Origin of the sequence: Amycolatopsis sp. TNS106, assembly GCF_019330265.1 — a bacterium.
Lineage (GTDB): Bacteria > Actinomycetota > Actinomycetes > Mycobacteriales > Pseudonocardiaceae > Amycolatopsis > Amycolatopsis lurida.
Map to the genome: position 1 here is coordinate 7,793,752 of NZ_CP024972.1, position 24,014 is coordinate 7,817,765.

General features: G+C 67.9%; 20 protein-coding genes and 1 pseudogene. 15 read left to right on the plus strand and 6 right to left on the minus strand.

Annotated elements, in window-relative coordinates:
• The first annotated feature begins 100 nt into the window (after positions 1 to 100).
• The 8 genes from CVV72_RS36050 (at position 101) to CVV72_RS36085 (ending at position 8,924) form a co-directional block, all read left to right on the plus strand.
• Entirely contained in the window at positions 101 to 910 is an 810-nt protein-coding gene (locus tag CVV72_RS36050; protein WP_219148646.1) for an SGNH/GDSL hydrolase family protein, read from the plus strand.
• Between the two features lie 148 nt (positions 911 to 1,058).
• The gene (locus tag CVV72_RS36055; protein WP_125799457.1) at positions 1,059 to 2,672 is read left to right on the plus strand and encodes a carboxyl transferase domain-containing protein; all 1,614 of its coding nucleotides are present in this window, start codon (positions 1,059 to 1,061) and stop codon (positions 2,670 to 2,672) included.
• Between the two features lie 175 nt (positions 2,673 to 2,847).
• The gene (locus CVV72_RS36060; RefSeq protein ID WP_219148647.1) at positions 2,848 to 4,842 is read left to right on the plus strand and encodes a biotin carboxylase N-terminal domain-containing protein; all 1,995 of its coding nucleotides are present in this window, start codon (positions 2,848 to 2,850) and stop codon (positions 4,840 to 4,842) included.
• Positions 4,839 to 5,993 carry an acyl-CoA dehydrogenase family protein gene (locus CVV72_RS36065; RefSeq protein ID WP_125673906.1) on the plus strand — a complete coding sequence of 385 codons (1,155 nt, stop codon included), beginning with the start codon at positions 4,839 to 4,841 and terminating at the stop codon, positions 5,991 to 5,993. Before CVV72_RS36060 ends, CVV72_RS36065 begins: the two co-directional genes overlap by 4 nt.
• Before the next feature lie 74 nt (positions 5,994 to 6,067).
• Positions 6,068 to 6,298 carry a M24 family metallopeptidase gene (locus CVV72_RS36070; protein ID WP_370641850.1) on the plus strand — a complete coding sequence of 77 codons (231 nt, stop codon included), beginning with the start codon at positions 6,068 to 6,070 and terminating at the stop codon, positions 6,296 to 6,298.
• Positions 6,295 to 6,801 (plus strand): GNAT family N-acetyltransferase, encoded by a 507-nt coding sequence (locus tag CVV72_RS36075; RefSeq protein WP_219148649.1) that lies wholly within the window; start codon positions 6,295 to 6,297, stop codon positions 6,799 to 6,801. Before CVV72_RS36070 ends, CVV72_RS36075 begins: the two co-directional genes overlap by 4 nt.
• A gap of 86 nt (positions 6,802 to 6,887) precedes the next feature.
• Positions 6,888 to 7,751, plus strand: coding sequence for an SDR family oxidoreductase (locus CVV72_RS36080; RefSeq protein WP_219148650.1), 864 nt, complete (start codon positions 6,888 to 6,890; stop codon positions 7,749 to 7,751).
• Positions 7,752 to 7,868: 117 nt separating this feature from the next.
• Positions 7,869 to 8,924, plus strand: coding sequence for an alpha/beta fold hydrolase (locus CVV72_RS36085; protein ID WP_219148653.1), 1,056 nt, complete (start codon positions 7,869 to 7,871; stop codon positions 8,922 to 8,924).
• On the opposite strand, the gene CVV72_RS36090 is transcribed toward CVV72_RS36085, so the two are convergent.
• From CVV72_RS36090 to CVV72_RS36110, 5 genes are all read right to left on the minus strand, one after another.
• A complete protein-coding gene (locus CVV72_RS36090) occupies positions 8,888 to 9,895 on the minus strand; it encodes an MASE1 domain-containing protein (protein WP_219148655.1) in 1,008 nt (335 codons plus the stop codon). The two genes, CVV72_RS36085 and CVV72_RS36090, sit on opposite strands and share 37 nt — an antisense overlap.
• 371 nt (positions 9,896 to 10,266) lie before the next feature.
• Entirely contained in the window at positions 10,267 to 11,475 is a 1,209-nt protein-coding gene (locus CVV72_RS36095; RefSeq protein WP_125673900.1) for an acyl-CoA dehydrogenase family protein, read from the minus strand.
• Positions 11,476 to 11,493: 18 nt separating this feature from the next.
• A complete protein-coding gene (locus CVV72_RS36100) occupies positions 11,494 to 12,798 on the minus strand; it encodes an acyl-CoA dehydrogenase family protein (RefSeq protein ID WP_219154359.1) in 1,305 nt (434 codons plus the stop codon).
• A gap of 110 nt (positions 12,799 to 12,908) precedes the next feature.
• Positions 12,909 to 14,132: a low temperature requirement protein A gene (locus CVV72_RS36105; RefSeq protein WP_219148656.1), complete on the minus strand. Its 1,224-nt coding sequence runs from the start codon at positions 14,130 to 14,132 to the stop codon at positions 12,909 to 12,911.
• 52 nt (positions 14,133 to 14,184) lie between these two features.
• Entirely contained in the window at positions 14,185 to 15,369 is a 1,185-nt protein-coding gene (locus CVV72_RS36110; protein ID WP_219148658.1) for a TetR/AcrR family transcriptional regulator, read from the minus strand.
• A gap of 146 nt (positions 15,370 to 15,515) precedes the next feature.
• On the opposite strand from CVV72_RS36110, the gene CVV72_RS36115 reads away from it, so the two are divergent.
• Together CVV72_RS36115 and CVV72_RS36120 are read left to right on the plus strand one after the other, a co-directional pair.
• Positions 15,516 to 16,727 carry an acetyl-CoA C-acetyltransferase gene (locus tag CVV72_RS36115; RefSeq protein WP_219148660.1) on the plus strand — a complete coding sequence of 404 codons (1,212 nt, stop codon included), beginning with the start codon at positions 15,516 to 15,518 and terminating at the stop codon, positions 16,725 to 16,727.
• Positions 16,728 to 16,737: 10 nt separating this feature from the next.
• Complete coding sequence (locus CVV72_RS36120) at positions 16,738 to 18,909, plus strand: 3-hydroxyacyl-CoA dehydrogenase NAD-binding domain-containing protein (protein WP_219148662.1); 2,172 nt, start codon at positions 16,738 to 16,740, stop codon at positions 18,907 to 18,909.
• Between the two features lie 68 nt (positions 18,910 to 18,977).
• Here the strand turns inward: CVV72_RS36120 and CVV72_RS36125 are convergent.
• Positions 18,978 to 19,480: pseudogene (locus CVV72_RS36125) on the minus strand (MMPL family transporter); the annotation flags it as partial.
• Between the two features lie 132 nt (positions 19,481 to 19,612).
• On the opposite strand from CVV72_RS36125, the gene CVV72_RS36130 reads away from it, so the two are divergent.
• The 5 genes from CVV72_RS36130 (at position 19,613) to CVV72_RS36150 (ending at position 24,011) form a co-directional block, all read left to right on the plus strand.
• On the plus strand, positions 19,613 to 20,170 hold the full coding sequence (locus CVV72_RS36130; protein WP_219148665.1) for a transcriptional regulator: 558 nt from the start codon (positions 19,613 to 19,615) through the stop codon (positions 20,168 to 20,170).
• Positions 20,157 to 21,050 carry an SRPBCC family protein gene (locus CVV72_RS36135; RefSeq protein ID WP_219148668.1) on the plus strand — a complete coding sequence of 298 codons (894 nt, stop codon included), beginning with the start codon at positions 20,157 to 20,159 and terminating at the stop codon, positions 21,048 to 21,050. The genes CVV72_RS36130 and CVV72_RS36135 overlap by 14 nt, the downstream gene beginning before the upstream one ends.
• Positions 21,051 to 21,059: 9 nt before the next feature.
• The gene (locus CVV72_RS36140; RefSeq protein ID WP_219148671.1) at positions 21,060 to 21,812 is read left to right on the plus strand and encodes an SDR family NAD(P)-dependent oxidoreductase; all 753 of its coding nucleotides are present in this window, start codon (positions 21,060 to 21,062) and stop codon (positions 21,810 to 21,812) included.
• Positions 21,813 to 22,046: 234 nt separating this feature from the next.
• Positions 22,047 to 22,526, plus strand: coding sequence for a DUF3761 domain-containing protein (locus CVV72_RS36145; protein WP_255632372.1), 480 nt, complete (start codon positions 22,047 to 22,049; stop codon positions 22,524 to 22,526).
• A gap of 57 nt (positions 22,527 to 22,583) precedes the next feature.
• Positions 22,584 to 24,011 (plus strand): MFS transporter, encoded by a 1,428-nt coding sequence (locus CVV72_RS36150; RefSeq protein WP_219148673.1) that lies wholly within the window; start codon positions 22,584 to 22,586, stop codon positions 24,009 to 24,011.
• Positions 24,012 to 24,014: the final 3 nt, after the last annotated feature.

The window sequence follows — 24,014 nt, forward strand, 5'->3', positions numbered from 1 at the left end:
CCAGCCTGGGCCAAGCGGGTTACCTGGGGAAATGACCCTTTTGCGTGTGGCTACCACCTGGTAATGCTGTGTCTCGTTAACTTGTCACGAAGGAGTGACCATGGCCGTCCCTGCTCGGATCAAAGCTCTTTCCTTCACTCGTTTAGGTGCGGCCCTGGGGGTCGCTGTCCTTGCCACCTTCGGTCTCGCGGGCACCGCCCAGGCGGCGACCGACTACGTGGCGCTCGGCGACTCGTACTCGTCCGGCGTCGGTGCCGGCAGCTACGGGAACTCGGGCGACTGCATGCGCAGTGCCAACGCCTATCCCCAGCTGTGGGCCAACGCCCACGCCGGGACCACCTTCAAGTTCGTCGCGTGCTCGGGGGCGCGCACCGGCGACGTGCTCAACCAGATCGCGAACGTCACCTCCAGCGCCACGCTGGTGACGGTCTCGGTCGGCGGCAACGACGCCGGGTTCGCCGACGTCATGACCACCTGCACCACCGGCAGCGACCAGACCTGCGTCAACCGGGTCAACACCGCGAAGACCTACGTGAACAACACGCTTCCGGGGTTGCTGGACAACGTCTACAGCAAGATCAAGTCGAAGGCGCCCAGCGCGAAGCTGGTCGTCCTCGGTTATCCGCGCTTCTACACCGTGCCGGGTTCGTGCTCGGTCGGGCTGAGCGACACCAAGCGCACCGCGATCAACTCGGGCTCCGACACGCTGGCGTCGGTGCTCTCGGCCCGTGCCTCCGCGCACGGCGCGAAGTTCGTCGACGTGCGGGGTGCCTTCACCGGGCACAACATCTGCTCGTCGGCCAGTGACTACCTGCACAGCCTCACCTGGCCGATCGTGAACTCGTACCACCCGACGGTCGCCGGTCAGCGGGGCGGCTACTACGCCCCGCTGGTCTCCGCGATCGGCTGACCATTTCGCGCGTGAAGGCCCCCTTCCCTCGGCTCAGCCGAGGGAAGGGGGCCTTCACGCGCTTTCGGGGGCGCGGTGGACAGAGCGGGTTAGTGGGCGTTAACCTACGAGGGCAAGTTAACGACGGCTAACTTGGCGACGAGGAGCCATGGACACACCCGTACTGAGCACTTCGGCCGATCCGGGCAGCGACGAGTACGCCCGCAGCGTCACCTCCCACGCCGAACTGGTCGAAGACCTGCGCAAGCGGCTCGCCGCCGCCCGGCTCGGGGGCCCGGAGAAATCCCGCACCCGCCACGTCGAGCGAGGCAAACTCCTGCCACGCGACCGGGTCGACACCCTCCTCGACCCGGGTTCGCCGTTCCTGGAGCTGTCCCCGCTGGCCGCCACCGGACTGTACGACGACGAGGCCCCCTCGGCCGGGATCATCACCGGGATCGGGCGGGTCTCCGGCCGCGAATGCGTGATCGTCGCCAACGACGCGACGGTCAAGGGCGGCACCTACTACCCGATGACGGTCAAGAAGCACCTGCGCGCGCAAGAGGTCGCGCTGCACAACAACCTGCCGTGCGTCTACCTGGTGGACTCCGGTGGCGCGTTCCTGCCGAGGCAGGACGAGGTCTTCCCGGATCGTGAGCACTTCGGCCGGATCTTCTACAACCAGGCCACGATGTCCGCGCGCGGTATCCCGCAGATCGCCGCGGTGCTCGGTTCGTGCACGGCGGGCGGCGCGTACGTCCCGGCGATGAGCGACGAAGCGGTCATCGTGCGGAACCAGGGCACCATCTTCCTCGGCGGCCCGCCGCTGGTGAAGGCCGCGACGGGCGAGGTCGTCACGGCGGAAGAGCTCGGCGGCGGCGATGTCCATTCACGTCAGTCCGGCGTCACCGACCATCTCGCCGAGGACGACGCCGACGCGTTGCGCATCGTTCGCTCGATCGTGTCGACTTTGGGCCCGCGGACGCCGCGTCCCTGGGACGTCCTCCCGACGGAGGCACCGGCCGCCGACCCGAACGAGTTGTACGGCGTCGTCCCGACCGACCCGCGCGTGCCCTACGACGTCCGCGAGGTCATCGCCCGGATCGTCGACGGCAGCCGGTTCGGCGAGTTCAAGAAGGAGTACGGCTCGACGCTGGTCACCGGGTTCGCCCGGATCCACGGCCATCCGGTCGGCATCATCGCGAACAACGGCGTGCTGTTCGCCGAGTCCGCGATGAAGGGCGCGCACTTCATCGAACTGTGCGACAAACGCTCGATTCCGCTGCTGTTCCTCCAGAACATCACCGGTTTCATGGTCGGCAAGGCCTACGAGGCGGGCGGCATCGCCAAACACGGCGCGAAGATGGTCACCGCGGTGGCCTGCGCGCGCGTGCCGAAGCTGACCGTCGTCATCGGCGGCTCGTTCGGCGCGGGCAACTACTCGATGTGCGGCCGCGCGTACTCGCCGCGGTTCCTGTGGATGTGGCCGAACGCGCGGATCTCGGTGATGGGTGGCGAGCAGGCGGCGTCGGTGCTTTCGACGGTCCGCCGCGACGCCATCGAAGCTCGCGGCGGCGAATGGTCCACAGAGGACGAAGAAGCCTTCAAGGATCCGATTCGCGACCAGTACGAGGCGCAGGGCAGCCCGTACTACTCGACGGCGCGGCTGTGGGACGACGGAGTGATCGATCCGGCGGACACCCGCACGGTGCTCGGCCTCGCGCTTTCCGCGACGGCCAACGCGCCACTTTCCGATGTCAACTACGGCGTCTTCAGGATGTGAGCGCGACGATGCAGAGGATCGCTCGACCAGGCCGAAGCCTGCGCGTATGCCGTCCGGAGGACTCGCGAACGTGGAGGCGGGTCGCCCTGGGCACACGACTCGAGTTCGACTCAACAACGAGCGGCCTGGCTACGCGTTCGCGATCGCGCGCCGCCGGAAAACACAGGATGTGAGCATGTTCGACACGGTTCTGGTCGCCAACCGCGGCGAGATCGCGGTCCGCGTGATCCGCTCGCTGCGGGGACTCGGCATCCGTTCGGTCGCGGTGTACAGCGACGCGGACGCCGACGCCCGGCACGTCCGGGAGGCGCACACCGCCGTCCGCATCGGCCCGGCCGAAGCGGCGAAGAGCTACCTGTCCATTCCGGCGATCGTCCAGGCGGCGGTCGACACGGGCGCGCAGGCGGTCCACCCCGGTTACGGCTTCCTCGCGGAGAACGCGGAATTCGCGCGTGCCTGCGCCGACGCCGGTCTGGTCTTCATCGGCCCGCCGGTCGAGGCCATCGACGCCATGGGCGACAAGATCCGCGCCAAGGCGACGGTGTCCAAGGCCGGTGTCCCGGTGGTGCCGGGCGCGTCCGATGTGGACATTCCCGAAGGCGGTTTCGCCGCCGCCGCGGAGAAGGTCGGGTTCCCGCTGCTGCTCAAGCCGTCCGCCGGTGGTGGCGGAAAGGGTATGCGGCTGGTCACCGAACTGTCCGAATTGGACGCCGCGGTCGAGTCCGCGCGGCGGGAGGCCAAGGGCTCGTTCGGTGACGACACGCTGCTCATGGAGCGGTTCGTCACCACGCCGCGCCATATCGAGATCCAGGTGCTCGCCGACACCCACGGCAACGTGATCCACCTCGGCGAGCGTGAGTGCAGTCTCCAGCGGCGGCACCAGAAGATCATCGAAGAGGCGCCGTCCGTGCTCCTCGACGAAGCGACGCGCGCGAAGATGGGCGCGTCCGCGGTCGAGGCCGCGCGCTCGGTGGGTTACGTCGGCGCGGGGACGGTCGAGTTCATCGTGTCGGCCACCGCGCCCGACGAGTTCTTCTTCATGGAGATGAACACCCGGCTCCAGGTCGAGCATCCGGTGACCGAACTGGTCACCGGGCTGGATCTCGTCGAGTGGCAGGTCAAGATCGCCGCGGGGGACGTGCTCACCGTGGCACAGGACGACGTCCGGTTGGACGGTCACGCCGTCGAAGCCCGCGTCTACGCCGAAGATCCCGCTCGCGGTTTCATCCCGACGGGTGGCACCGTGCTCGCGGTCCACGAGCCGTCCGGCGAGGGCGTGCGCGTCGACTCGTGGATGAGCGAGGGCGCGGTCATCGGCTCGAACTACGACCCGATGCTGGCCAAGGTCATCGCCTGGGGCCCGGACCGCGCGGCCGCGTTGCACCGGCTCGACCTGGCGCTCGCGGACACCGCGCTGCTCGGCGTCGGCACGAACGTCGCCTTCCTGCGCGGTCTCCTCGCCGACGGCGACGTCCGCGACGGCAAGCTCGACACCGGTCTCGTCGACCGGCGACTGTCCACTTTGGTCTCCGAGGCGGTGCCGCCGGAGTTCTTCGTGGCGGCGGCGCTCGACCGGCTGCTTTCCCTGCAACCACAGGGATCCGTCATCGATCCGTGGGACGTTCCGGACGGCTGGCGGCTCGGCGGCTCGGGCGGGATCGACTTCGCGCTGAAGTCGGGAAGTTCCGAAGTCGTCGTACGGGTGCAGGGCACTCCGGCGAACGCGCTCGTCAGTGTCGTCGACGGCAACGGCGCCGAGCCGGTCCGGGTTTCCGCGCGGCGCGAGGGTGATCTGCTGGAGGTCCGGCATCCCACCGGTTTCCACCGCTACCGGCACGCGGCCGGGAGCGGGAGGACGGTGTGGCTCGCGCGTGACGGCCACAGCTTCGCGATCGGCGAGCGCGAGAGGCTGCGCTCGGCCGCCGGTGCCGCGGGCGGCGCCGGACCGGTCACCAGCCCGATGCCCGGAACCGTGCTGGTCGTCAAGGCCGCCGCCGGTGACGTGGTGAGTGCCGGGACACCGCTCGTGGTCGTCGAGGCGATGAAGATGGAGCACACGATCACCGCGCCGATCGACGGCGTGGTCAGCGAACTCCCCGTCCGGGCGGGCCAACAGGTCGCGCTGGACGAGACGGTAGCCGTCGTGACACCCCAAAAGGATGAGCAATGATCGACTTTCGGCTGGATGACGAGTACGAGGCGCTGCGCAAGACGGTCGAGGAATTCGCGCGGTCCGAGGTCGCCCCGGTCATCGGCGACCTCTACGAGCGGGAGGAATTCCCGTACGAGATCGTCGCGAAGATGGCCGAGATGGGCCTGTTCGGTCTGCCCTTCCCCGAGGAATACGGCGGCATGGGCGGCGACTACTTCGCGCTCTGCCTGACGCTGGAGGAACTGGCGCGCGTCGATTCCTCGGTCGCGATCACCGTCGAGGCAGGTGTTTCCCTCGGAGCCATGCCGATCTACCGGTTCGGCACCGAGGAGCAGAAGCAGAAGTGGCTTCCGGAGCTGTGCGCCGGCACCGCGCTCGGCGCCTTCGGGCTCACTGAACCCGGCGGCGGCTCGGACGCCGGCGCCACCCGTACGCGCGCGAAACTCGACGGCGACACCTGGGTGATCAACGGCAGCAAGTCGTTCATCACCAACTCCGGCACCGACATCACGAAACTGGTCACGGTCACCGCCGTCACCGACGTGAAGGAGAACGGGCGCAAAGAGATCTCGGCGATTATCGTCCCGTCCGGCACCCCGGGCTTCGCCGTCGCGCCGAAGTACTCCAAGGTCGGCTGGAACTGCTCGGACACCCACGAGCTCTCATTCGACGACGTCCGTGTCCCGGCGGAGAACCTGGTCGGCGAACGCGGCCGCGGTTACGCCCAGTTCCTGTCCATTTTGGACGAAGGTCGGGTCGCGATCGCCGCGCTGAGCGTCGGGCTCGCGCAGGGATGCGTCGACGAATGCCTGCGGTACGTCAAGGAACGCGAGGCGTTCGGGCACAAGATCGGTGAGTACCAGGCGATCCAGTTCAAGATCGCCGACATGGAGGTGCGCACGCACACCGCGCGGCTGGCGTACTACGCGGCGGCGTCGAAGATGCTGCGCGGCGAGCCGTTCAAGAAGGAGGCGTCGATCGCGAAGCTCGTCGCGTCGAACGCCGCCATGGACAACTCGCGCGACGCGACGCAGATCTTCGGCGGGTACGGCTTCATGAACGAGTTCCCGGTGAGCCGGTTCTATCGCGACGCGAAGATCCTGGAGATCGGGGAGGGGACCTCGGAGGTGCAGCGGATGCTGATCGCGCGGCACCTCGGCGTCGCCTGACACGTGTTTCGCGTGACTGGAGGCGTAACTCGCGTGATTGAAGCCGTACCGGCTCTGATCACGCGAGTTACGACTTGACACACGCGTTCGGCGTGGGCCCGCATCTGCCGAACGAGGGCAAGCCGTGGCGCGGCATGCGGCTCAAACCGGGTCTGGTGTTGGCGATCGAGCCGAAGTTCATCGCCGACGGCCGCGACGGCTATCGGATCGAGGACGACGGCTGGACGCTGCGCACGTCGAGCACACCGTCGCCATCACGACAGAAGGTCCGCGTGTCCTCACGATGTTGTAGAACGGAAGAATGAGCGATTTCATCATCCGCCAGGGTGGTTCTGGGGACTTTCAGACCTTGCTGGACATGTTCGACGAGGTCGTCGCGTGGCTCGCCTCGCGTGGCAGCGAGGGACAGTGGGGGAGCGAGCCGTGGTCCACGATCCCGAAACGCGTCGAGCGGGTCCGTGGGATGGCCGACGGACCCGGGCTGTACATCGCCGAGATCGACGGCCGGGCGGCCGGGGCGATCATCCTCGGTGACCGTTTCCCGCATGTCTCGCCGGTCGGCGAGCCGGAGATCTACATCGGCTTGCTGCTGACCTCGCGCCGGTTCACCGGTCACCGAGTCGGCTCCCAGCTCATCGAGTTCGCGCTGGCCGAGGCACGGGAACGCGGCATCGGCCTGGTGCGCGTCGATTGCTGGGCGGGCGGCGACGGCGACCTGCAGCGCTATTACGAGAGCCAGGGCTTCAAGCCGACGGAGCGCTTCGACGTCAAGGGCTGGATCGGGCAGGTGTTCGAGCAGCGACCATAGGACTGGCGCCCTGGCGGCTTCCGGTGCACCATAGTTGACACATCGCCAACAGTGCCCCGGACAGTGCGGTCGCAGAGGAGCCCAGCATGGCCAAACGTGAACGTTCCCTGGCAGGCAAGGTCGTCGTGATCACCGGAGCGGCGCAGGGCATCGGGGCCAGTACCGCGACGGCGCTGTCCCGGCTCGGCGCCAAGGTGGTGATCGGCGACCTGGACCAGGTGCTCGCCGAGAAGACCGCCGCTGAGCTGGGCGCGGAGGCCCTGCCGCTCGATGTCACCGACACGCGCGGCTTCACCGAGTTCCTCGACGAGGTCGAGCGGCGCGTCGGCCCGATCGACGTGCTGATCAACAACGCGGGCATCATGCCGCTCGCGCCGCTTGACGAAGAGGACGACGCGGCGACCCGCAGGCTGCTCGAGATCAACCTGCACGCGGTGATCCACGGCACCAGGGAAGCGGTGAAGCGGATGCGCCCGCGTGGCACGGGCCACATCGTCAACATCGCCTCGATGGCGGGAAAGGCCGGATTCCCCGGTGCCGCCACCTACTGCGCCACGAAACACGCCGTCGTCGGCCTGTCGGAATCGGTGCATCTGGAATTGCACGGGACGGGCGTGCTGGTGTCCTGCGTGATGCCCGCGGTGGTGCGCACGGAACTGGCCAGCGGCCTCGGCGAGGCGAAGTTCTTCAAATCGGTGCAGCCGGAAGATGTGGCGCAGGCCATTGTCGATGCGTTGCGCCGTCCCAAGTTCGACGTCTTCGTGCCCGCGTCGCTGGACGCCATGGGCAGGATCACACGGCTGCTTCCGCGCCGCCTCGGCGAAGGTCTGCTCCGCGCGCTCGGCGGCGACAAGATTCTGTCCTCCGCAACGCATTCCAGTGCTCGCGCGGAGTACGAATCGCGGGCCGCGAGGAGTGCTCCGGCGGCGGAAAAGGGCACCGATTCTTAACTCGTACGGCCTAGCCACTGTCCGAAATGGACGGCCTGTGGCGGCCGGGGTGTTGAGTCGTGCGCTCCCAGGCGGCAAGATTACGTCTTACCGCGTTGATTATCCAGGAGGCACACCATGGCCACACCCCCGGCACGGCTCGCCGCCGCCGCGTCGAACGTCGTCGGGAAGGTGCTGCACGGTGGTGTCGCCGATCTTCGCCCGGTGCCGCGTGTCCTGATCGACCAGGGCCCGAACCGGTCGCTGTACCGGCTGACGAACGGCAAGGCTCCCGCGTCGGGCCCGCCGGTGCTGCTCGTGCCGCCGCTGGCCGCGCCGGCCCTGTGCTTCGACCTGCGCCGCGGGTGCAGCCTTGCCGAGCATCTGGTCGACGGCGGGCGCAACACGTACCTGGTCGACTACGGGAACGTCGCCTTCTCCGATCGGCGGCTCGGCATCGAGCACTGGATCGAGGAGGTGCTCCCGCGCGCGATCCGCAAGGTCAGCGAGGATTCCGGCGGCCAGGGCGTGCACGTCGTCGCGTGGTGCCTCGGCGGGATCTTCTCGTTGCTGACCACCGCCGACCAGCCCGATCTGCCGATCGAGTCGATCGCGACCATCGCGTCACCGTTCGACTTCACCGCGATCCCGCTGATCGCCCCGTTCCGCCCGCTGGTGGACCTCACCGGCGGCCACCTGCTGACCCCGTTCTACCGGGCACTCGGCGGCGCACCGTCCTATTTGGTCAGCCGCGTCTTCCGGGCGACCGGGATCAGCAAGGAGATCACCAAACCACTTGCGATCCTGAAGAATCTCGACGACCGGGACTACCTGGCGCAGATCGAGGCCGTCGACCACTTCATGGACAACATGATCGCCTACCCCGGGCGGACGTTCGGCCAGATCTACCACCGGTTCTTCCGAGCCAACGACCTCGCCGAGGGCACGGTCGATCTCAACGGCCGCATCATCGCGCTGTCCGGGATCAAGGTGCCGACGCTGGTCATCGCCGGGCAGAACGACACGATCGCCCCTCGCGCGGCTGTCGAACGGCTCACCGAGCTGCTGGACAACTCGCCTTCGGTGACCTTCGAGACCGCGCCCGGAGGGCACCTCGGCGTCCTCACCGGCCGGAAGGCCCGGGGGACCACCTGGCGTTACCTCGACCGTTTCCTCGACGAACAGGCCGCCTGAGTCTCGGCGTCCTCGCGCTGGGTCATGGCGCTGCGCAAGGACTGGCGTGCCGAGATCAGGTCCACCATTTCGGTGATCTGACGCCAGGCGTCGGCGATCTCGGCGGTCGCGCGATCGCGTTGCAGGACGATCGTGGACAACGCCAGCGCGGTGAGCCCGACAGTGGCGTCATAGGCCTGGACGTGCAGCATCCTGGTCGTCAGCTCGTAGGAGCCGTAGGGACCGAGCCCTCGGATCGCGGCGAAGATGGTGAAGGTGCAGACGCACAAGGAACACAGCAGCGCCCCGGCCTGCCGGAAGCGCAGCGCCGCCCAGACGAGCACAGGGAAGACCAGGAACAGCTTCGACGTCGTCGTGGACGCGAGGATCGCCGTGCCGACGGCGAAGAGCGCGAGAGCCGCCGCCTCGCCCCAGCGAATGAGCGAAACCTGCTTGGGCAGGCGGAACCTCGGCGCCAGGAGCAGCAGCGGCGTGATCGTCAGGACGCCCATCGCGTCGCCGGTCCACCACACCAATGCGGTCGCCCAGAAGTCCCCGGGGCCCAGCGCGCCATCGAGGATCAGCACGCCGGTGCCCAGAGCCGCGCTGACGGCCGTGCCCCCGATCGCCCCGGCCACCACCAGCAGGACGGCGTCGGGAAGCCGGTCGAGCTGGTTGCGGAAACCCAGCCGCCGCATCACCGCGTACGCCAGCATCGGGCCGATCGTGTTGCCCGCGGAGATCACCAGGACCGTGCCGAGGGAAGGGCCGAGGGCGATGTTCGTCAGGAGGGCGCCGAGGAAGATCCCCGGCCAGAACCGCGGCCCCAGGAGCATCGGCACCGCCAGCGCGACACCGGCGGCGGGCCACAGCGGCGAGATCTGTTCCCGCACGATCGCCCACTGAATGCCGATCTGACCCGCCACGAAGTAGCAGACTGTGACACCGAGGACGATGAGACACCAGCGTGCGGCAGGGGGAAGCGGTCTCATCGCGACTCCTGCCTTCGCGGGCAAAGGAAGTACGAGAGTACCTTCGCTCGGTCACCACGAAGGTGTTGTCGAAATGGTGGAAATAAACGGGCTCGTGGGTAGCAAGGACGGTTCTGACCAAGGGTGTCTTGGCTACCTACTGGCTTCCGGGTGCTGCCGGTCTCAGGCTCACAGCTTGTGTCGGTGTGTCGCGAAAGCCACTTTCGCGACGTCTGATGTCCCGAAAGTGGCTTTCGCGGCATGATCGCCACGGCGTTACCGCGCCCGGCCACGGCCGCCGTTGCGAAAGCCACTTTCGCAACCTTCAACGTTGCGAAAGTGGCTTTCGCAACCCCGGGCGCAGTCGGCACCCGGTCATGCGAGCCTTGCCCTTACTTGAGCTCGGCGCTCGTCTTGCCCAGGATCCGGCGCGCCACGATCAGCTGCTGGATCTGTTGCGTGCCTTCGAAGATGTCCAGGATCTTCGCGTCCCGGCTCCACTTCTCCAGCAGCGATTCCTCGGTGTAGCCCAAGGTCCCGGCCAGCTCGACGCATTTCAGCGTGATCTCGACGACCGACCGGCCCGCCTTCGCCTTGGCCATCGAGGCCTGCAGCGAGTTCGGCTTGCGGTTGTCGGCCATCCACGCCGATTCCATCGTCAGCAGGTACGCCGATTCGTAGTCCGCCTCCAGCTGCAGGAACGTCGCGGCGGCGGCGTGCTGGCTGTGGACGGGCTTGTCGTAGTCGATGACCACGCCGGCGTCGGTGAGGATCTTCCGGGTCTCCTCCAGCGCCGCGCGGGCGACACCGATGGCCATGGCGGCGACGAGCGGGCGGGTGTTGTCGAAGGTCTGCATGACCCCGGCGAAACCCTTGGCGGTGTCGATCTCCGGCGTGCCGAGGAGGTTCTCCTTGGGCACGCGCACGTTCTCGAACCGCAGCACGGCGGTGTCGGAGGCGCGGATGCCGAGCTTGTGCTCGACGCGCACCACCTCGAAGCCGGGCGTGCCCTTCTCGACGACGAACGACTTGATCGCCGCGCGGCCCTTCGTCTTGTCCAGAGTGGCCCAGACTACGACGGCGTCGGCGCGCTCGCCGGCGGTCACGAAGATCTTCTCGCCGTTGATCACGTACTCGTCGCCGTCGAGCCGCGCGGTCGCGGTGATCGCGGCGGAGTCCGAGCCGCAGTCCGGCTCGGTGATCGCCATCGCGGCCCACAGCCCGGAGAACTTCTTGAGCTGTTCGTCCGTGGCGACCGAGCCGATGGCGGCGTTGCCGAGCCCCTGGCGCGGCATGGACAGCAGCAGACCGACGTCGCCCCAGCACATCTCGATCGTGCCGAGCACGATGTTGAGGTTGGAACCGTTGCGGTTGCCCGGTTTCTCGTTCTTTTCGGACCGGCGGACGCCCGCCGCGCCGGCGCCGCCCTCGCCGGACGAGTTCAGCCCGTCCAGCAACGCGGCGAACATGTCGAGCTCGGCCGGATAGGTGTGCTCGGCGCGGTCGTACTTGCGCGAGATCGGCCGGAACACCTCGGCCGCGGCCTGGTACGCCTGGTTGATCAGGGTGCCGGCCTTCTTCGGAACCTCAAGGTTGATCATGATTGCCTTTCGAAAGTCCTAGAGAAGGACGGCGCCTTCCATCACGCCGATCGCGCGGAGGTCTCGGTACCAGCGTTCGACGGGGTGTTCCTTGACGAACCCGTGCCCGCCGAGCAGCTGGACCCCGGCACTGCCGATCTGCATTCCCTTGTCGGTGGCCAGTTTCCGGGCCAGCGCGACCTCGCGGGCGTACGGCTTGCCCTGCTCGGCGCGGGAAGCGGCGCGGAGCGTGACCAGTCGCAGTCCTTCGAGCTCGATGGCGATGTCGGCCACCGAGAACGCGACGGCCTGCCGGTGGCTCACCGGTTCGCCGAACGCCTTGCGCTCGTTGACATACGGCACCACGTAGTCGAGGACGGCCTTCGCGGTACCGGCGGCCAGCGCGGCCCAGCCGAGGCGCGAGAGCCGGACGACCTCGGTGAAGACTTCGGCCTTGCCGCCGCCGAGCAGCGCCCCGGCCGGAAGGGCGACCTTCTCCAGGTGCAGCTTTCCGGTCGCCGCACCGCGCAGGCCCATCGCCGGTTCGGACTCGATGGTGACACCGGAGTTCGACGACTCGACGAGGAACAGCGCCGGACTGGTGCCTGCCGGCCCTTCGAGATCGGCCGACACGATGAACAGCTCGGCGTCGGCGGCCCTCGGGACCAGCGACTTCACGCCGTCGAGCTGGTAGCCCTTCGGCGTGCGGCGGGCCTTGGTCGCGGGCTTGAACGGGTCGAACAACGCGGTGCGCTCCTGCAGCGCGAGCGCCGCGGCCGGGACGTTCTCGCCGACGAACGCGGGCAGGTAGTCCGCCTGCTGCTGCTCGTCGCCGTAGGACACCAGCGCGGTGCTGACCGCGGACGGCGCGAGCACCGCGACCGCGAGACCCAGGTCGCCGTGCGCGAGGGCCTCGGCGACCAGCGCGTTCGTGACGACCGACCGTTCGGTGCCGACCCCGCCCAACTCCTCCGGGATGCCGACGAGCGTGATGCCGAGTTCGGCGGCACGGCTCAACAGGCCCTCGGGCGCCTGAAGCTTCGCGTCGGCGTCGGCCGCTGCGGGCCGCAGCTGTTCGGCCGCGAACTCCGTCACGGTCTCGACGATGAGCTGCTGGTCCTCACTCGGGGTGAGGTCGAACAGCCCGGTGTCCTCGGCAGGCGCGAGCCGCGCGGGCTTGCCGAGCTTCTGGGCGGATTTGAACGTCCGTCCCGCCGCGCCCGCGACCCGGAAGCCGTTGCGCGTCCCGGCACTGACCAGGTTCTGCACGGGCTTCCGAAGTCCGGCCCGTTCAATGACCTTGCTCCCGGCCAGCCGGGTGAGCGCGGACAGGCCAAGGCCCATCGCGTCTCGTTTCCTAGGCGCACCCACGGTGAGTCTCCCTGCCTCGCTTACCTACTCGTGAGTAGGTTAACTCGCCTTGGGCTGATGCGCCACCATGGGGGAGGCGAACGTCACGCCGGTGAGTGATCCGGGAGGCCGGGCAGGCCAGGATTACTCACGATCTTGCGCCTCTCGACGACCACGAGGCCCACCGCCGCCAGCGCGACGATGCCGACGAGCACGATCGCCGGCACCAGTTCCAGCAGTGGAGTCGAGGCCAGCAGGACCACCGCGAGCACCAGCCGCCGCACGTTCCACGACCCCAGGTTCCGGCGCCGCAGCCCGCTCAACGCGATCAAATAGAGCGCGAGCCCGCCGGTGAGAGCCCAGATCGGGGTCCCGTGCAGGCCGTCGGCGAGGCTGTGGTGTTCGGTGTCGGACACGTACAGCAGCGACTTCTTCAGCCCCAGCGCCACGAGCACGATCCCGGCGATGATCGGGAGGTGCAGGAAGGTGTAGGTGTCCGTCCCGATCCGCACCCGCTCCACGCCCTCCGCGCGCTTCAGGTTGTGCTCGGACACGTGCGCGACGACGGCGAAGTACATCCACCACATCGCGGAAGCGAGCGTGAGCCCGAAGACGGCGGCCAGCGTGATCGGCCAGGACATCGGGTACGAACTGATCCCGATGCCGATCGCCACGATCGACTCGCCGAGCGCGATGATCACGATCAGCCCGAACCGCTCGGCGAAGTGGCCGGGCTGGTGCAGCCGCCAATCCGAGGAACGGGTCCGGAAGACGTTGACGTAGTCGGCCAGCATCGCGACGGCCCAGATGCCGAGCTGAACCCAGCCGGAGAAGAACGCCGCGACGGTCAGCAGCGCGACGCTCGGCAGCAGGCCGACGAACATCTTCAGGACGGTCTTGCGCAGCTCGGGGTCGGTCCGCGCGGCGCCGAAGTACGCGGTCAGATGCAGCAACCGGACGAGGAAGTAGCAGCCGACGAACATCAGCGGCGCGTACAGGCCGCCGGGCAGGTCGGTGAACGCCTCCGGGATGGTCAGCGAGACCAGGAACATCGTCCCCATCGCGGCGAACATCGCCAGCTGGGCGATGCCGCGGTCGACGTGCAGGGTGTTGGCCAGCCAGGCGTAGGCGCACCAGCACCACCACAGCACGGCGATCATCGCGACGCCCTGCCCGATGCCGAGCGGGGTGAGGTGATCGGCCATCAGCTGCGTGGTCTGGGTGATGGCGTAGACGAAGACCAGGTCGAAGAAGAGCTCCAGCGTGGTGACCTTGTGGTCTTCTTCCCGGGTCACCAGATGCAGGCCGCGTTTCGTGGGCACGCGCATATCGTGCCCTGCACTCCTTTGCGGGACACGCGAGTTTGCCCAAAGCGGACTTTCAGACCCCGAGGACGGCGTGCATCAACGTCGTCAGCTCGGCCTCGAAGTTCGGGCGGCCGTTGACGCGCCGGGTGCGTGCGAGGTCGTTCGCGATGGTCAGCGCCGCGTGCACGGTGATCTTCACTTCGCGCAGGCTCAGTTCCGGGCGGACTTCCGACACCAGTGCGATCCAGCGCGCGACATAGTCCCGCTGGACCCGGATCAGGTCCGCCTTGTCGCGTTCGGGCAGTTCCATGGGGCTGCCGGAGAACGACACCAGCAGTTCGGGCGTGTGCAGCAAGGTGTGCACATAGGACGCCGCCAGCCTGCGCAACGCGTCACGTTCGTCGCCGGTCCGCAACGCGCGTTCCGCGGCGAGCGCCAGCCGGTCGGCCGCTCGATGCCCGATCGCCACCATCAGCGCGGCCTTGCTGGGGAAGTGCCGGTACACGCTGGGCCCGGCGATCCCGGCGGCCGCGCCGATCTCCTCCATGCTCACCGAACGGAAGCCGCGTTGCCCGAACAGCTCGGTCGCGGCGGCGAGGATCTGCTCGCGGCGGGACGGCTCGCCGAGCGCCATCGACGGTGTCTCTTCCGCCGGCTCCGAGGGCTCGGGCAGTGTGACATGCAGCACCGACTCCGCCAGCTGTACCAGGATCTGCGCGAACCGTTTCTTCGCCACGGACGTGTGGTGCACGGAGACGCTGCCGAACACGCTCAGCCCCGCCCAGCACAGCAGCTCGGCGTCGTCGGTGGTCAGTTCGGGCCGCAGCGCGAGCAACGCCTTCGACCACGCTTCGAGCACCGCGCCGGACCGCCGTCGGATCTCCCGCCGTTCCTCCCGGGGCAGATGCCTGCCCTCCCAGCGCCACAGCGCGGCGACCTCACGCCGCTCCACGGCCTGCGCGGCCAGGGTGCCCAACAGGGCGTTGACCTGGGCGGGAACGGGAAGGTCGACGTCGGCGAGGGTCTCGGTGGTGGCGGCCTCCATGTCGTCGATGCCGGACAGCACGACGTAGGACAGCACCGCCTGCTTGTCCGAGAAATGCCGGTACAGCGCGGGCCCGGTGATCCCCGCCGCGGCGGCGATGTCGTTGATGCCGACGCCGTGGAACCCGCGGGCGCGAAACAGCTCCGCGGCGAGGCCGGCCAGCTGGGCCTTGCGGTCGCGCGGTCGGGCTGAACGCTCGGTCGGGTGATCCATAGGTGAACCCACGATAGCGCCGGTTGCGTGCATCGCAACCCATTGACACCATGGGGTTATCGCGGTTTATGTTAATCGGCATTAGCATGGCTACCGGCCGGTACGTTTCACCCCTGATACAGCGCCGTACGCGGAGGAGTTTTTCTGTGAGTAGCGAGGCCTACATCTACGAGGCGATCCGTACGCCTCGCGGCAAGAACAAAGGCGGTGCCCTCCACGGCACCAAGCCGGTCGATCTCGTGGTCGGCCTCATCGAGGAACTGAAGGTCCGGCACCCGAACCTCGACCCCGCCGTGATCGACGACATCGTCCTCGGCGTGGTGTCCCCGGTCGGTGAGCAGGGCGCCGTGATCGCGCGCACCGCCGCGCTGAACGCGGGTCTTCCCGAATCGGTCGCCGGCGTCCAGCTGAATCGCTTCTGCGCCTCCGGCCTCGAAGCCACCAACACCGCCGCGCAGAAGGTGCGCTCCGGCTGGGACCAGCTGATCATCGCCGGCGGTGTCGAGTCGATGTCGCGCGTGCCGATGGGCTCCGACGGCGGCGCGCTGTTCATGGACCCGGCCACCGCGTACGACAACTACATCGTCCCGCAGGGCACCGGTGCCGACCTGATCGCGACCATCGAGGGCTTCTCCCGCGAGGACGTCGACGCGTGGGCCGTGCGCTCGCAGGAAAGGGCCGAAGCGGCCTGGTCCGGCGGCTACTTCGCGAAGTCCGTCGTCCCGGTGAAGGACCTCAACGGCGTCACGATCCTCGACCACGACGAGCACCGTCGCCCCGGCAGCACCGTCGAGGGGCTCGGCAAGCTCAAGCCCGCCTTCGCCGGCATCGGTGAGCTGGGCGGCTTCGACGCCGTCGCGCTCCAGAAGTACCACTCGGTCGAGAAGATCAACCACGTTCACACCGGCGGCAACTCGTCCGGCATCGTCGACGGTGCCGCGGTGGTGCTGGTCGGCAACGAGCAGATCGGCAAGGACTTCGGCCTGACCCCGCGCGCCCGCATCGTGGCGACCGCGACCGTCGGCTCCGAGCCCACGATCATGCTCACCGGCCCGACGCCGGCCACCGAGAAGGTCCTCAAGATCGCCGGTCTCACCCCGGACGACATCGACCTGTGGGAGCTGAACGAGGCCTTCGCCTCGGTCGTCCTCAAGTGGATCAAGGACCTGCACCTCGACGAGGAGAAGGTCAACGTCAACGGCGGCGCGATCGCGATGGGGCACCCGCTGGGCGCCACCGGCGCGATGCTGGTCGGCACCGTCGTCGACGAGCTGGAGCGTCGCCAGGCGCGCCGTGCCCTGGTCACCCTGTGCATCGGCGGCGGCATGGGCGTCGCGACCATCATCGAGCGGGTCTGAGGAAGAGACAATGACTGAAGCGAAGACCATCCGCTGGGAGCAGGACGCCGACGGCATCGTCGTGCTCACCCTGGACGACCCGAAGCAGTCCGCCAACACGATGAACGCCGACTTCCGCGAGTCGCTCGGCGTGGTCGTGGACCGCCTGGAGGCGGAGAAGGACAGCATCACCGGTGTCGTCCTCACCTCGGCCAAGAAGACCTTCTTCGCCGGTGGCGACCTCAACGACCTGATCCAGGCCAAGCCGGAGCACGCCGCCGAGATCACCCAGAGCAGCGCCCAGATGAAGGGCCAGATGCGACGGCTCGAGCAGCTGGGCAAGCCGGTTGTGGCCGCCATCAACGGCGCCGCGCTCGGCGGCGGCCTCGAACTCGCGCTCGCGACGCACCACCGCATCGCCGCCGACGTCAAGGGCAGCCAGATCGGCCTTCCCGAGGTCACCCTCGGCCTGCTTCCCGGCGGTGGTGGCATCGTCCGCACCGTGCGCCTGCTGGGCATCCAGAGCGCGCTGCTGAACGTGCTGCTGCAGGGCCAGCGCCACCGCCCGGCCAAGGCCAAGGAACTCGGCCTCGTGCACGAGCTGGTCGGCACCGTCGAAGAGCTGGTCCCGGCCGCGAAGGCGTGGATCAAGGCCAACCCCGAGGGCGGCGTGCAGCCGTGGGACGTCAAGGGCTACAAGATCCCGGGCGGCACCCCGTCGAACCCGAGCTTCGCGGCGAACCTGCCCGCGTTCCCGGCGAACCTGCGCAAGCAGATCAAGGGCGCGAACATGCCGGCCCCGCGGGCGATCCTGGCCGCGGCCATCGAGGGTTCGCAGGTCGACTTCGACACCGCGATCACCGTCGAGACCCGCTACTTCGTGCACCTCGCCACCGGCCAGGTCTCGAAGAACATGACGAAGGCGTTCTTCTTCGACCTGCAGAGCATCAACTCCGGCGGTTCGCGGCCGGAAGGCTTCGAGAAGTACACCGCCAAGAAGGTCGGCGTCGTCGGCGCGGGCATGATGGGCGCCGCGATCGCGTACGTCTCGGCGAAGGCCGGCATCGACGTCGTACTTAAGGACGTCACGCTCGAAGGCGCCGAAAAGGGCAAGGGCTACGCGGTCAAGCTGGAGGAGAAGGCCCTCTCTCGCGGCAAGACCACGCAGGAGAAGTCCGACGCGCTGCTCGCCAAGATCAAGCCGACCGACAAGGCGGAAGACTTCGCCGGCGTCGACTTCGTGATCGAGGCCGTCTTCGAGAGCGTCGAGCTGAAGCACAAGGTGTTCCAGGAGATCGAGGGCGTCGTCAACCCCGACGCCGTGCTCGGCTCCAACACCTCGACCCTGCCGATCACCGCGCTCGCCGAGGGTGTCCAGCGGAGCGAGGACTTCATCGGGATCCACTTCTTCTCGCCGGTGGACAAGATGCCGCTGGTCGAGATCATCTGCGGTGAGAAGACCTCGCCCGCCACGCTGGCGAAGGTCTTCGACTACACGCTGCAGATCAAGAAGACCCCGATCGTCGTCAACGACAGCCGCGGCTTCTTCACCTCGCGCGTCATCGGCACGTTCCTCAACGAGGCCGTCGCCGCGCTGGGCGAGGGTGTCGAGCCGGCGTCGATCGAGCAGGCCGGTGCCCAGGCCGGGTACCCGGCCCCGCCGCTGCAGCTGATGGACGAGCTGACCCTGACGCTGCCGCGCAAGATCCGCAAGGAGACCCGCGAAGCGATCGAGGCCGCCGGCGGCACCTGGAACGCGCACGCGTCCGAGGGCGTCATCGACCGGATGGTGGAGGAATTCGACCGCAAGGGCCGTTCCACCGGTTCGGGTTTCTACGACTACGACGAAGACGGCAAGCGGGCCGGTCTCTGGCCGGGCCTGCGCGACGCGTTCAAGTCGGGCAGCGCCGAGGTTCCCTTCGAGGACCTCAAGGAGCGCATGCTGTTCGCCGAGGCGCTCGAGACCGTGAAGTGCTTCGACGAGGGCGTGCTCACCACCGTCGCCGACGCCAACATCGGTTCGATCTTCGGTATCGGTTTCCCGGCGTGGACCGGTGGTGTCATCCAGTACATCAACCAGTACGAGGGTGGCCTGCAGGGCTTCGTCGACCGGGCTCGTGAGCTGGCGGAGCGCTACGGCGACCACTTCACCCCGCCGGAGTCGCTGGTCGCGAAGGCCGCGAAGGGCGAGATCTACGAATAAGCGCGTGACATGAAAGGCCCCTTCATTGCGAATTCTGCAATGAAGGGGCCTTTCATGTCGTCCGGGGCCTAGCGGGACGATGGCTCCAGTGTCACGTGCGGCAATCGCCGGTCCAGCCATCGCGGCAGCCGTCAGGCGCGTTCGCCGAGCGACCGCATCACCGCGGGCACCACGAGACAACGGATCACGAACGCGTCCACCACGACCGCCGGCCCGAGACCGAACTGCGCCGGCATGCGGTCGGGATTGAGCAGGAACGCGCCGAACACGAGGATCATGATCACCGCCGCCGCCGTGATCACCCGTCGGTGCGCCGCCAATCCTCGTGCATCCGGGACACCAGGAACACCTCGTAGTCCATGGAAGCCCGAACACGATCGCGAAGATCAGTACCGGCACGAAAGCTTCGATCGGTCCCGGCTGCGTTCCGGACAGACCGTCGCCGAACACCGTCGTCACCACGCCGAGCGCGGCGCCGATGCTCAGCAGGTTCAGCAAGGCCGCCTTGAGCGGGATCAGGATCGAGCGGAACACGACCCATCAGCGGCGACGCCGACAGCCCGACGACCACCGCCGCGGTGACCGCGATCTCCGCCGGGTACCGCCGAAGGAACGCCACACGACGAGAGTAGCGCGATCCGGCTCGATTGACAAAAGAGATTTTTACGTTCAAACTGATTTTTGTGATCGAGGGTGTGGTGCCGTGAGAGACGTGGAGTACCTGGAGCGCTTGGAGCAGGCGGAGGCGTTGCTGAAACCGCAGCGGGTGGACGTTCTGCGGCAGCTGGCGGAGCCGCGGTCCTGCACCGAGGTGGCGGCGGTGCTGGATCAGACGCCGCAGCGGGTCTATTACCACGTGAAGCGACTGGTGGAAGCCGGTCTCGTGAAGCAGGTGTCGGAGCGGAAGGTGCGCGCCGTCAGTGAGGGTGTGTACCAGGCGACCGCCCGTTCGTACTGGTTGTCGCCGGGGCTGGTGGGGCGGCTCGGCCCGCGGGCGGCGCGGGACGAGCTGAGCCTGGGCTACTTGGTGGACCTCATGGAAGAGGTCCAGGCGGACGTCGCCGCGCTCGACAGGGCCGCGCCGGAACTGCCGTCGATCGGTGTCTCCGGCGAGATCCGGGTGGAGCCGGAGCGGCGTCAGGAGTTCCTCGACGAACTGAAGACGACTTTGCAGGATCTGTTCACCCGCTACGGCGGAGCGGAAGGCGACGCCTTCAAGCTCGCCATGGCCTGCTACCCGAAGGGAGATGCCCGTGACTGAACCGACGAGGTTCCAGGTGCGGCTGCGCGCGCCGATCGACGAAGTCTGGCAAGCGCTGACCGACCCCGGGGCGCTGCGCGAGTGGCTTTCCGAATACGCGGAAGTCGAACTGCCGTCCCGGTACGAGTTCTGGGGCCGTTACACGCCGGAAGGCGATCGTCCGCGCCAAAGGCTGTTGCTGGCCGAGGACAACGTCCTGCGGTTCGCCTGGTCCCTCGGCGGTACGGAGACCGTCGTCGAGATCGTGCTGGCGGAAGACGGGGGCGAGACGTCCTTGGCGTTCAGCCAAAGCGGTCTGCCGGACTATGCCGCGATGCTCGCCGACCCGGATTCGTCACTCGGCATGATGCACACGTTCTGGGCGCTTTCGGTCGCGAACCTCGTCGATCACGTCGAAGGACGGCCGCTCACCGCGCGCTGTGACCTCACCTCCCCGCTGATGAGCGAAGAAGTGCGGATCGGCGCGCCCCGTGGGGAGGTCTACTCCTCGATCGCCGACCCAGAGGTGTTCACGCGCTGGTTCGGTGCCCGGATCGAGGCGGAGAACCATGTCGGTGGCCGCTGGGCGATGGGGTCGCTGGAAACGGATCCGGATCCGGCGAAGATCGTCGACCTGGTGCCCGGTTCCAAGATGTCGCTCGCGTACCAGGACGGCGTCGTCGCCTCTTGGGAACTCGATGATTCCGATGGCGGTACGAAACTGACTTTCGTCCAAAGTGGATTCTCGGACGAGAGGCCGCCGTACGGCATGTGGATGGGCTGGCTCAGCGGTTTGGCGGAACTGCGCAGATTTCACGAGCTGGGCGCGTGGCGCCCGTTGTGGGTCGACGTCCACCTGGAGGGAACACCCGAAGGGCTTCTCACCTTGGATGGCAAATAGGAGGAATCGATGTTGCTCGAAGGAAGGAACGCGATCATCTACGGGGCCGCGGGCGGGATCGGGAGCGCGGTGTCCCGCGGGTTCGCCAGGGAGGGCGCGACCGTCCACCTCACCGGCCGCACCTTGAAGAAACTCGACGCGCTGGCCGACGAAATCCGGGCAGCGGGCGGGAAGGCCGAAACAGCTGAATTCGACGCTCTCGACGAAGCCGCCATCGACGAGCATGCCGCATCGGTGGCTTCCTCGGCAGGTAGCGTCGACATCTCGATGAACGTGATCACGCACAACGACGTCCAGGGCATTCCGTTGACCGAGATGTCGCTGGAGGACCTCGAAAGCCCGGTCCGGACAGCGGTGCGGACGAACTTCCTCACCGCGCGAGCCGCAGCCCGGCACATGGTCGGACAGGGCTCCGGGGTGATCTTGATGTTCGGTGGCGACGGTGATCCGCTCCCGGGATACCACCTCGGCGGGCTGCAGGTCGCGTTCAGCGCGATGGAGGCGTTGCGGCGCGGGCTGGCTTGCGAACTCGGGCCGCAGGGCATCCGGGTCGTGACCCTGCGCACCGGCGGCATCCCCGAGACGATTCCGGAAGGTGCCGGTCTCGACGACGCCATTCGTGACATGGTCGACGCGACGATGCTCAAGCGGACGGCATCGCTCGAAGACGTCGCCAAGGTGGCCGCCTTCGCCGCGTCGGACCATGCACGCAGCATGACGGCGACGGCGTTGAACATCAGTTGCGGCTCGATGGTCGACTAGGCCGTGTCCTGTAAGTCATGTTCGCGGTCTTCACGCCCAGTGGTCCCTGACGGCACGGGCGGATGCGGCCGAGTACGACCCGGTACGAGGCCGATCCGCTCGCACCGCCAGGAACCACCTGGATCACGAAGCCCATCGAACAGACTTACAGGACACGGCCTAGACAGCGCCTGGCGGTAACACCGGCGGACGATCTCCCGACTACGCGGCACTACCAGGTGCTGGGGAGGTCGTATGCCGACGAGAACGACGAAGCTGGGCATGGCGCTGGCAATCGGCCTTCTGGTCGCCGGAGGCTGCGGTGCGGAGACCGTGCCCGCCGGGCGGGTCACGCCGCAGAGCGGCCCGGTGTCGACAGCGCCGGCTACGCCGACGGCTGGGACCACAACGTCGACGCCGACCAGCAGCCGGACACCGCCGACGCCTCAGCAGTTCGTGCCGACGACCACGGCCGCGTTCGAGGTGCCGAAGCAGGTCGAGCCCAAACCGACGAGAACACCTCCGAAGACCACGCAGGCGGCGAAGGCGCCGAACTCGGCGGAGTGCGGAAGCGACTACTACCGCAACACCGACGGTGTCTGTGTCCATCGGCCGGCGGCCGGACCCGGCGCGGCCGACGGAGCGACCGCCCTGTGCAAGGACGGTTCCTATAGCTACAGCCAGAATCGCCGCGGTACCTGTTCCGGCCATGGTGGGGTGCGCACCTGGCTGTGATCCCGTCGGTGAACCGTTCACTGAGAAGGGTGGTGCTGTGTAAGGTCGGATCATGGGATGCGCAGGGTGAAACCGGTCGGACGGGCACCTTCGCCCCGGATCTTCGTCGTCGTGCTCGCCACCTGCGGTCTGGTGGCCTCGTTCATGCAGACGCTCGTGGTTCCGCTCATCCCCGCGTTTCCCCGGCTGCTCAACGCGACTCCGTCGGACGCGTCGTGGGTGGTGACGGCGACCCTGATCGCCGGGGCCGTGGTGATGCCGGTGAGCGGCAGGCTCGGCGACCTCTACGGCAAACGCCGGTTGCTGCTGATCAGCCTGGGGTTCCTGGTCGCGGGTTCGGTGGTGTCCGCGCTGACCAGTTCGCTCGCGCTGATGGTCCTCGGACGAGGATTGCAAGGCTGCGCGATGGGCGCGATCCCGCTGGGCATCAGCATCATGCGGGACGAACTCCCGCCGGAGCGGGTCGGCGCCGCGATCTCGGTGATGAGTTCGACGCTCGGCGTCGGCGGCGCCATCGGGCTCCCGGTGTCGGCGCTGGTCGCGCAGAACGCCGACTGGCACGTCCTGTTCTGGGCGTCGGCGGGGCTCGGGCTCGTCTGCGGCCTGCTGATCCTGTTCGTGGTGCCGGAGTCGCCGGTGAAGACGCCGGCGCCGTTCGACTACCTCGGCGCGCTGGGGCTGACGGCCGGACTGGTCTGCCTGCTGTTGCCGATCGTCAAGGGCGGCGAATGGGGCTGGGGCAGCGGCCGCACCCTCGTCTTCGCGGGGAGCGCGGTGGTGATCCTGCTGGTATGGGGCGCCTACCAGCTGCGGCGGCGTGATCCGCTGGTGGACCTGCGGGTCTCCGCGCGGCGGCCGGTGCTGTTCACCAACCTGGCGTCGATCATGATCGGGTTCGCGCTGTACTCGATGGCGTTGTCGTTCCCGCAGTTGCTTCAGGCGCCCGCGTCGACCGGCTACGGTCTCGGCCTGACCATGGTGCAGGCCGGGCTCTGCCTCGCGCCGAACGGCCTGGTCATGTTCCTGCTGTCGCCGGTTTCGGCCCGGCTCATCGAACGTTACGGACCACGTACGACCTTGATGGTCGGCGCCACCACCATCGCGGCCGGATACGCCTTCGCGACCGTGTTGATGGACAACGCCTTCGAGCTGATCACGGCGTCCGTCATCATCGGCGGCGGTGTGGGCATCGCTTACGCGGCCATGCCGGCGCTGATCATGGGCTCGGTCCCGGTCACCGAAACGGCGTCCGCGAACGGATTGAACTCGCTGATGCGCTCCGTCGGCACGTCGACGTCCAGCGCTGTGATGGCGACCATGCTCGCGTCGCTGGCGATCACCGTCGGCGGGGTTTCCGTCCCGTCCGCGACGGGCTTCCGGCTGAGCTTCGTGGTCGCCGCCGGCGCGGCGCTCCTGGGGCTCGTCTTGACCGTTTTCGTCCCGAAGCAACGCCAGCCCCGGTCTCTGGTCGCCTCCGTCCGCTAGCGC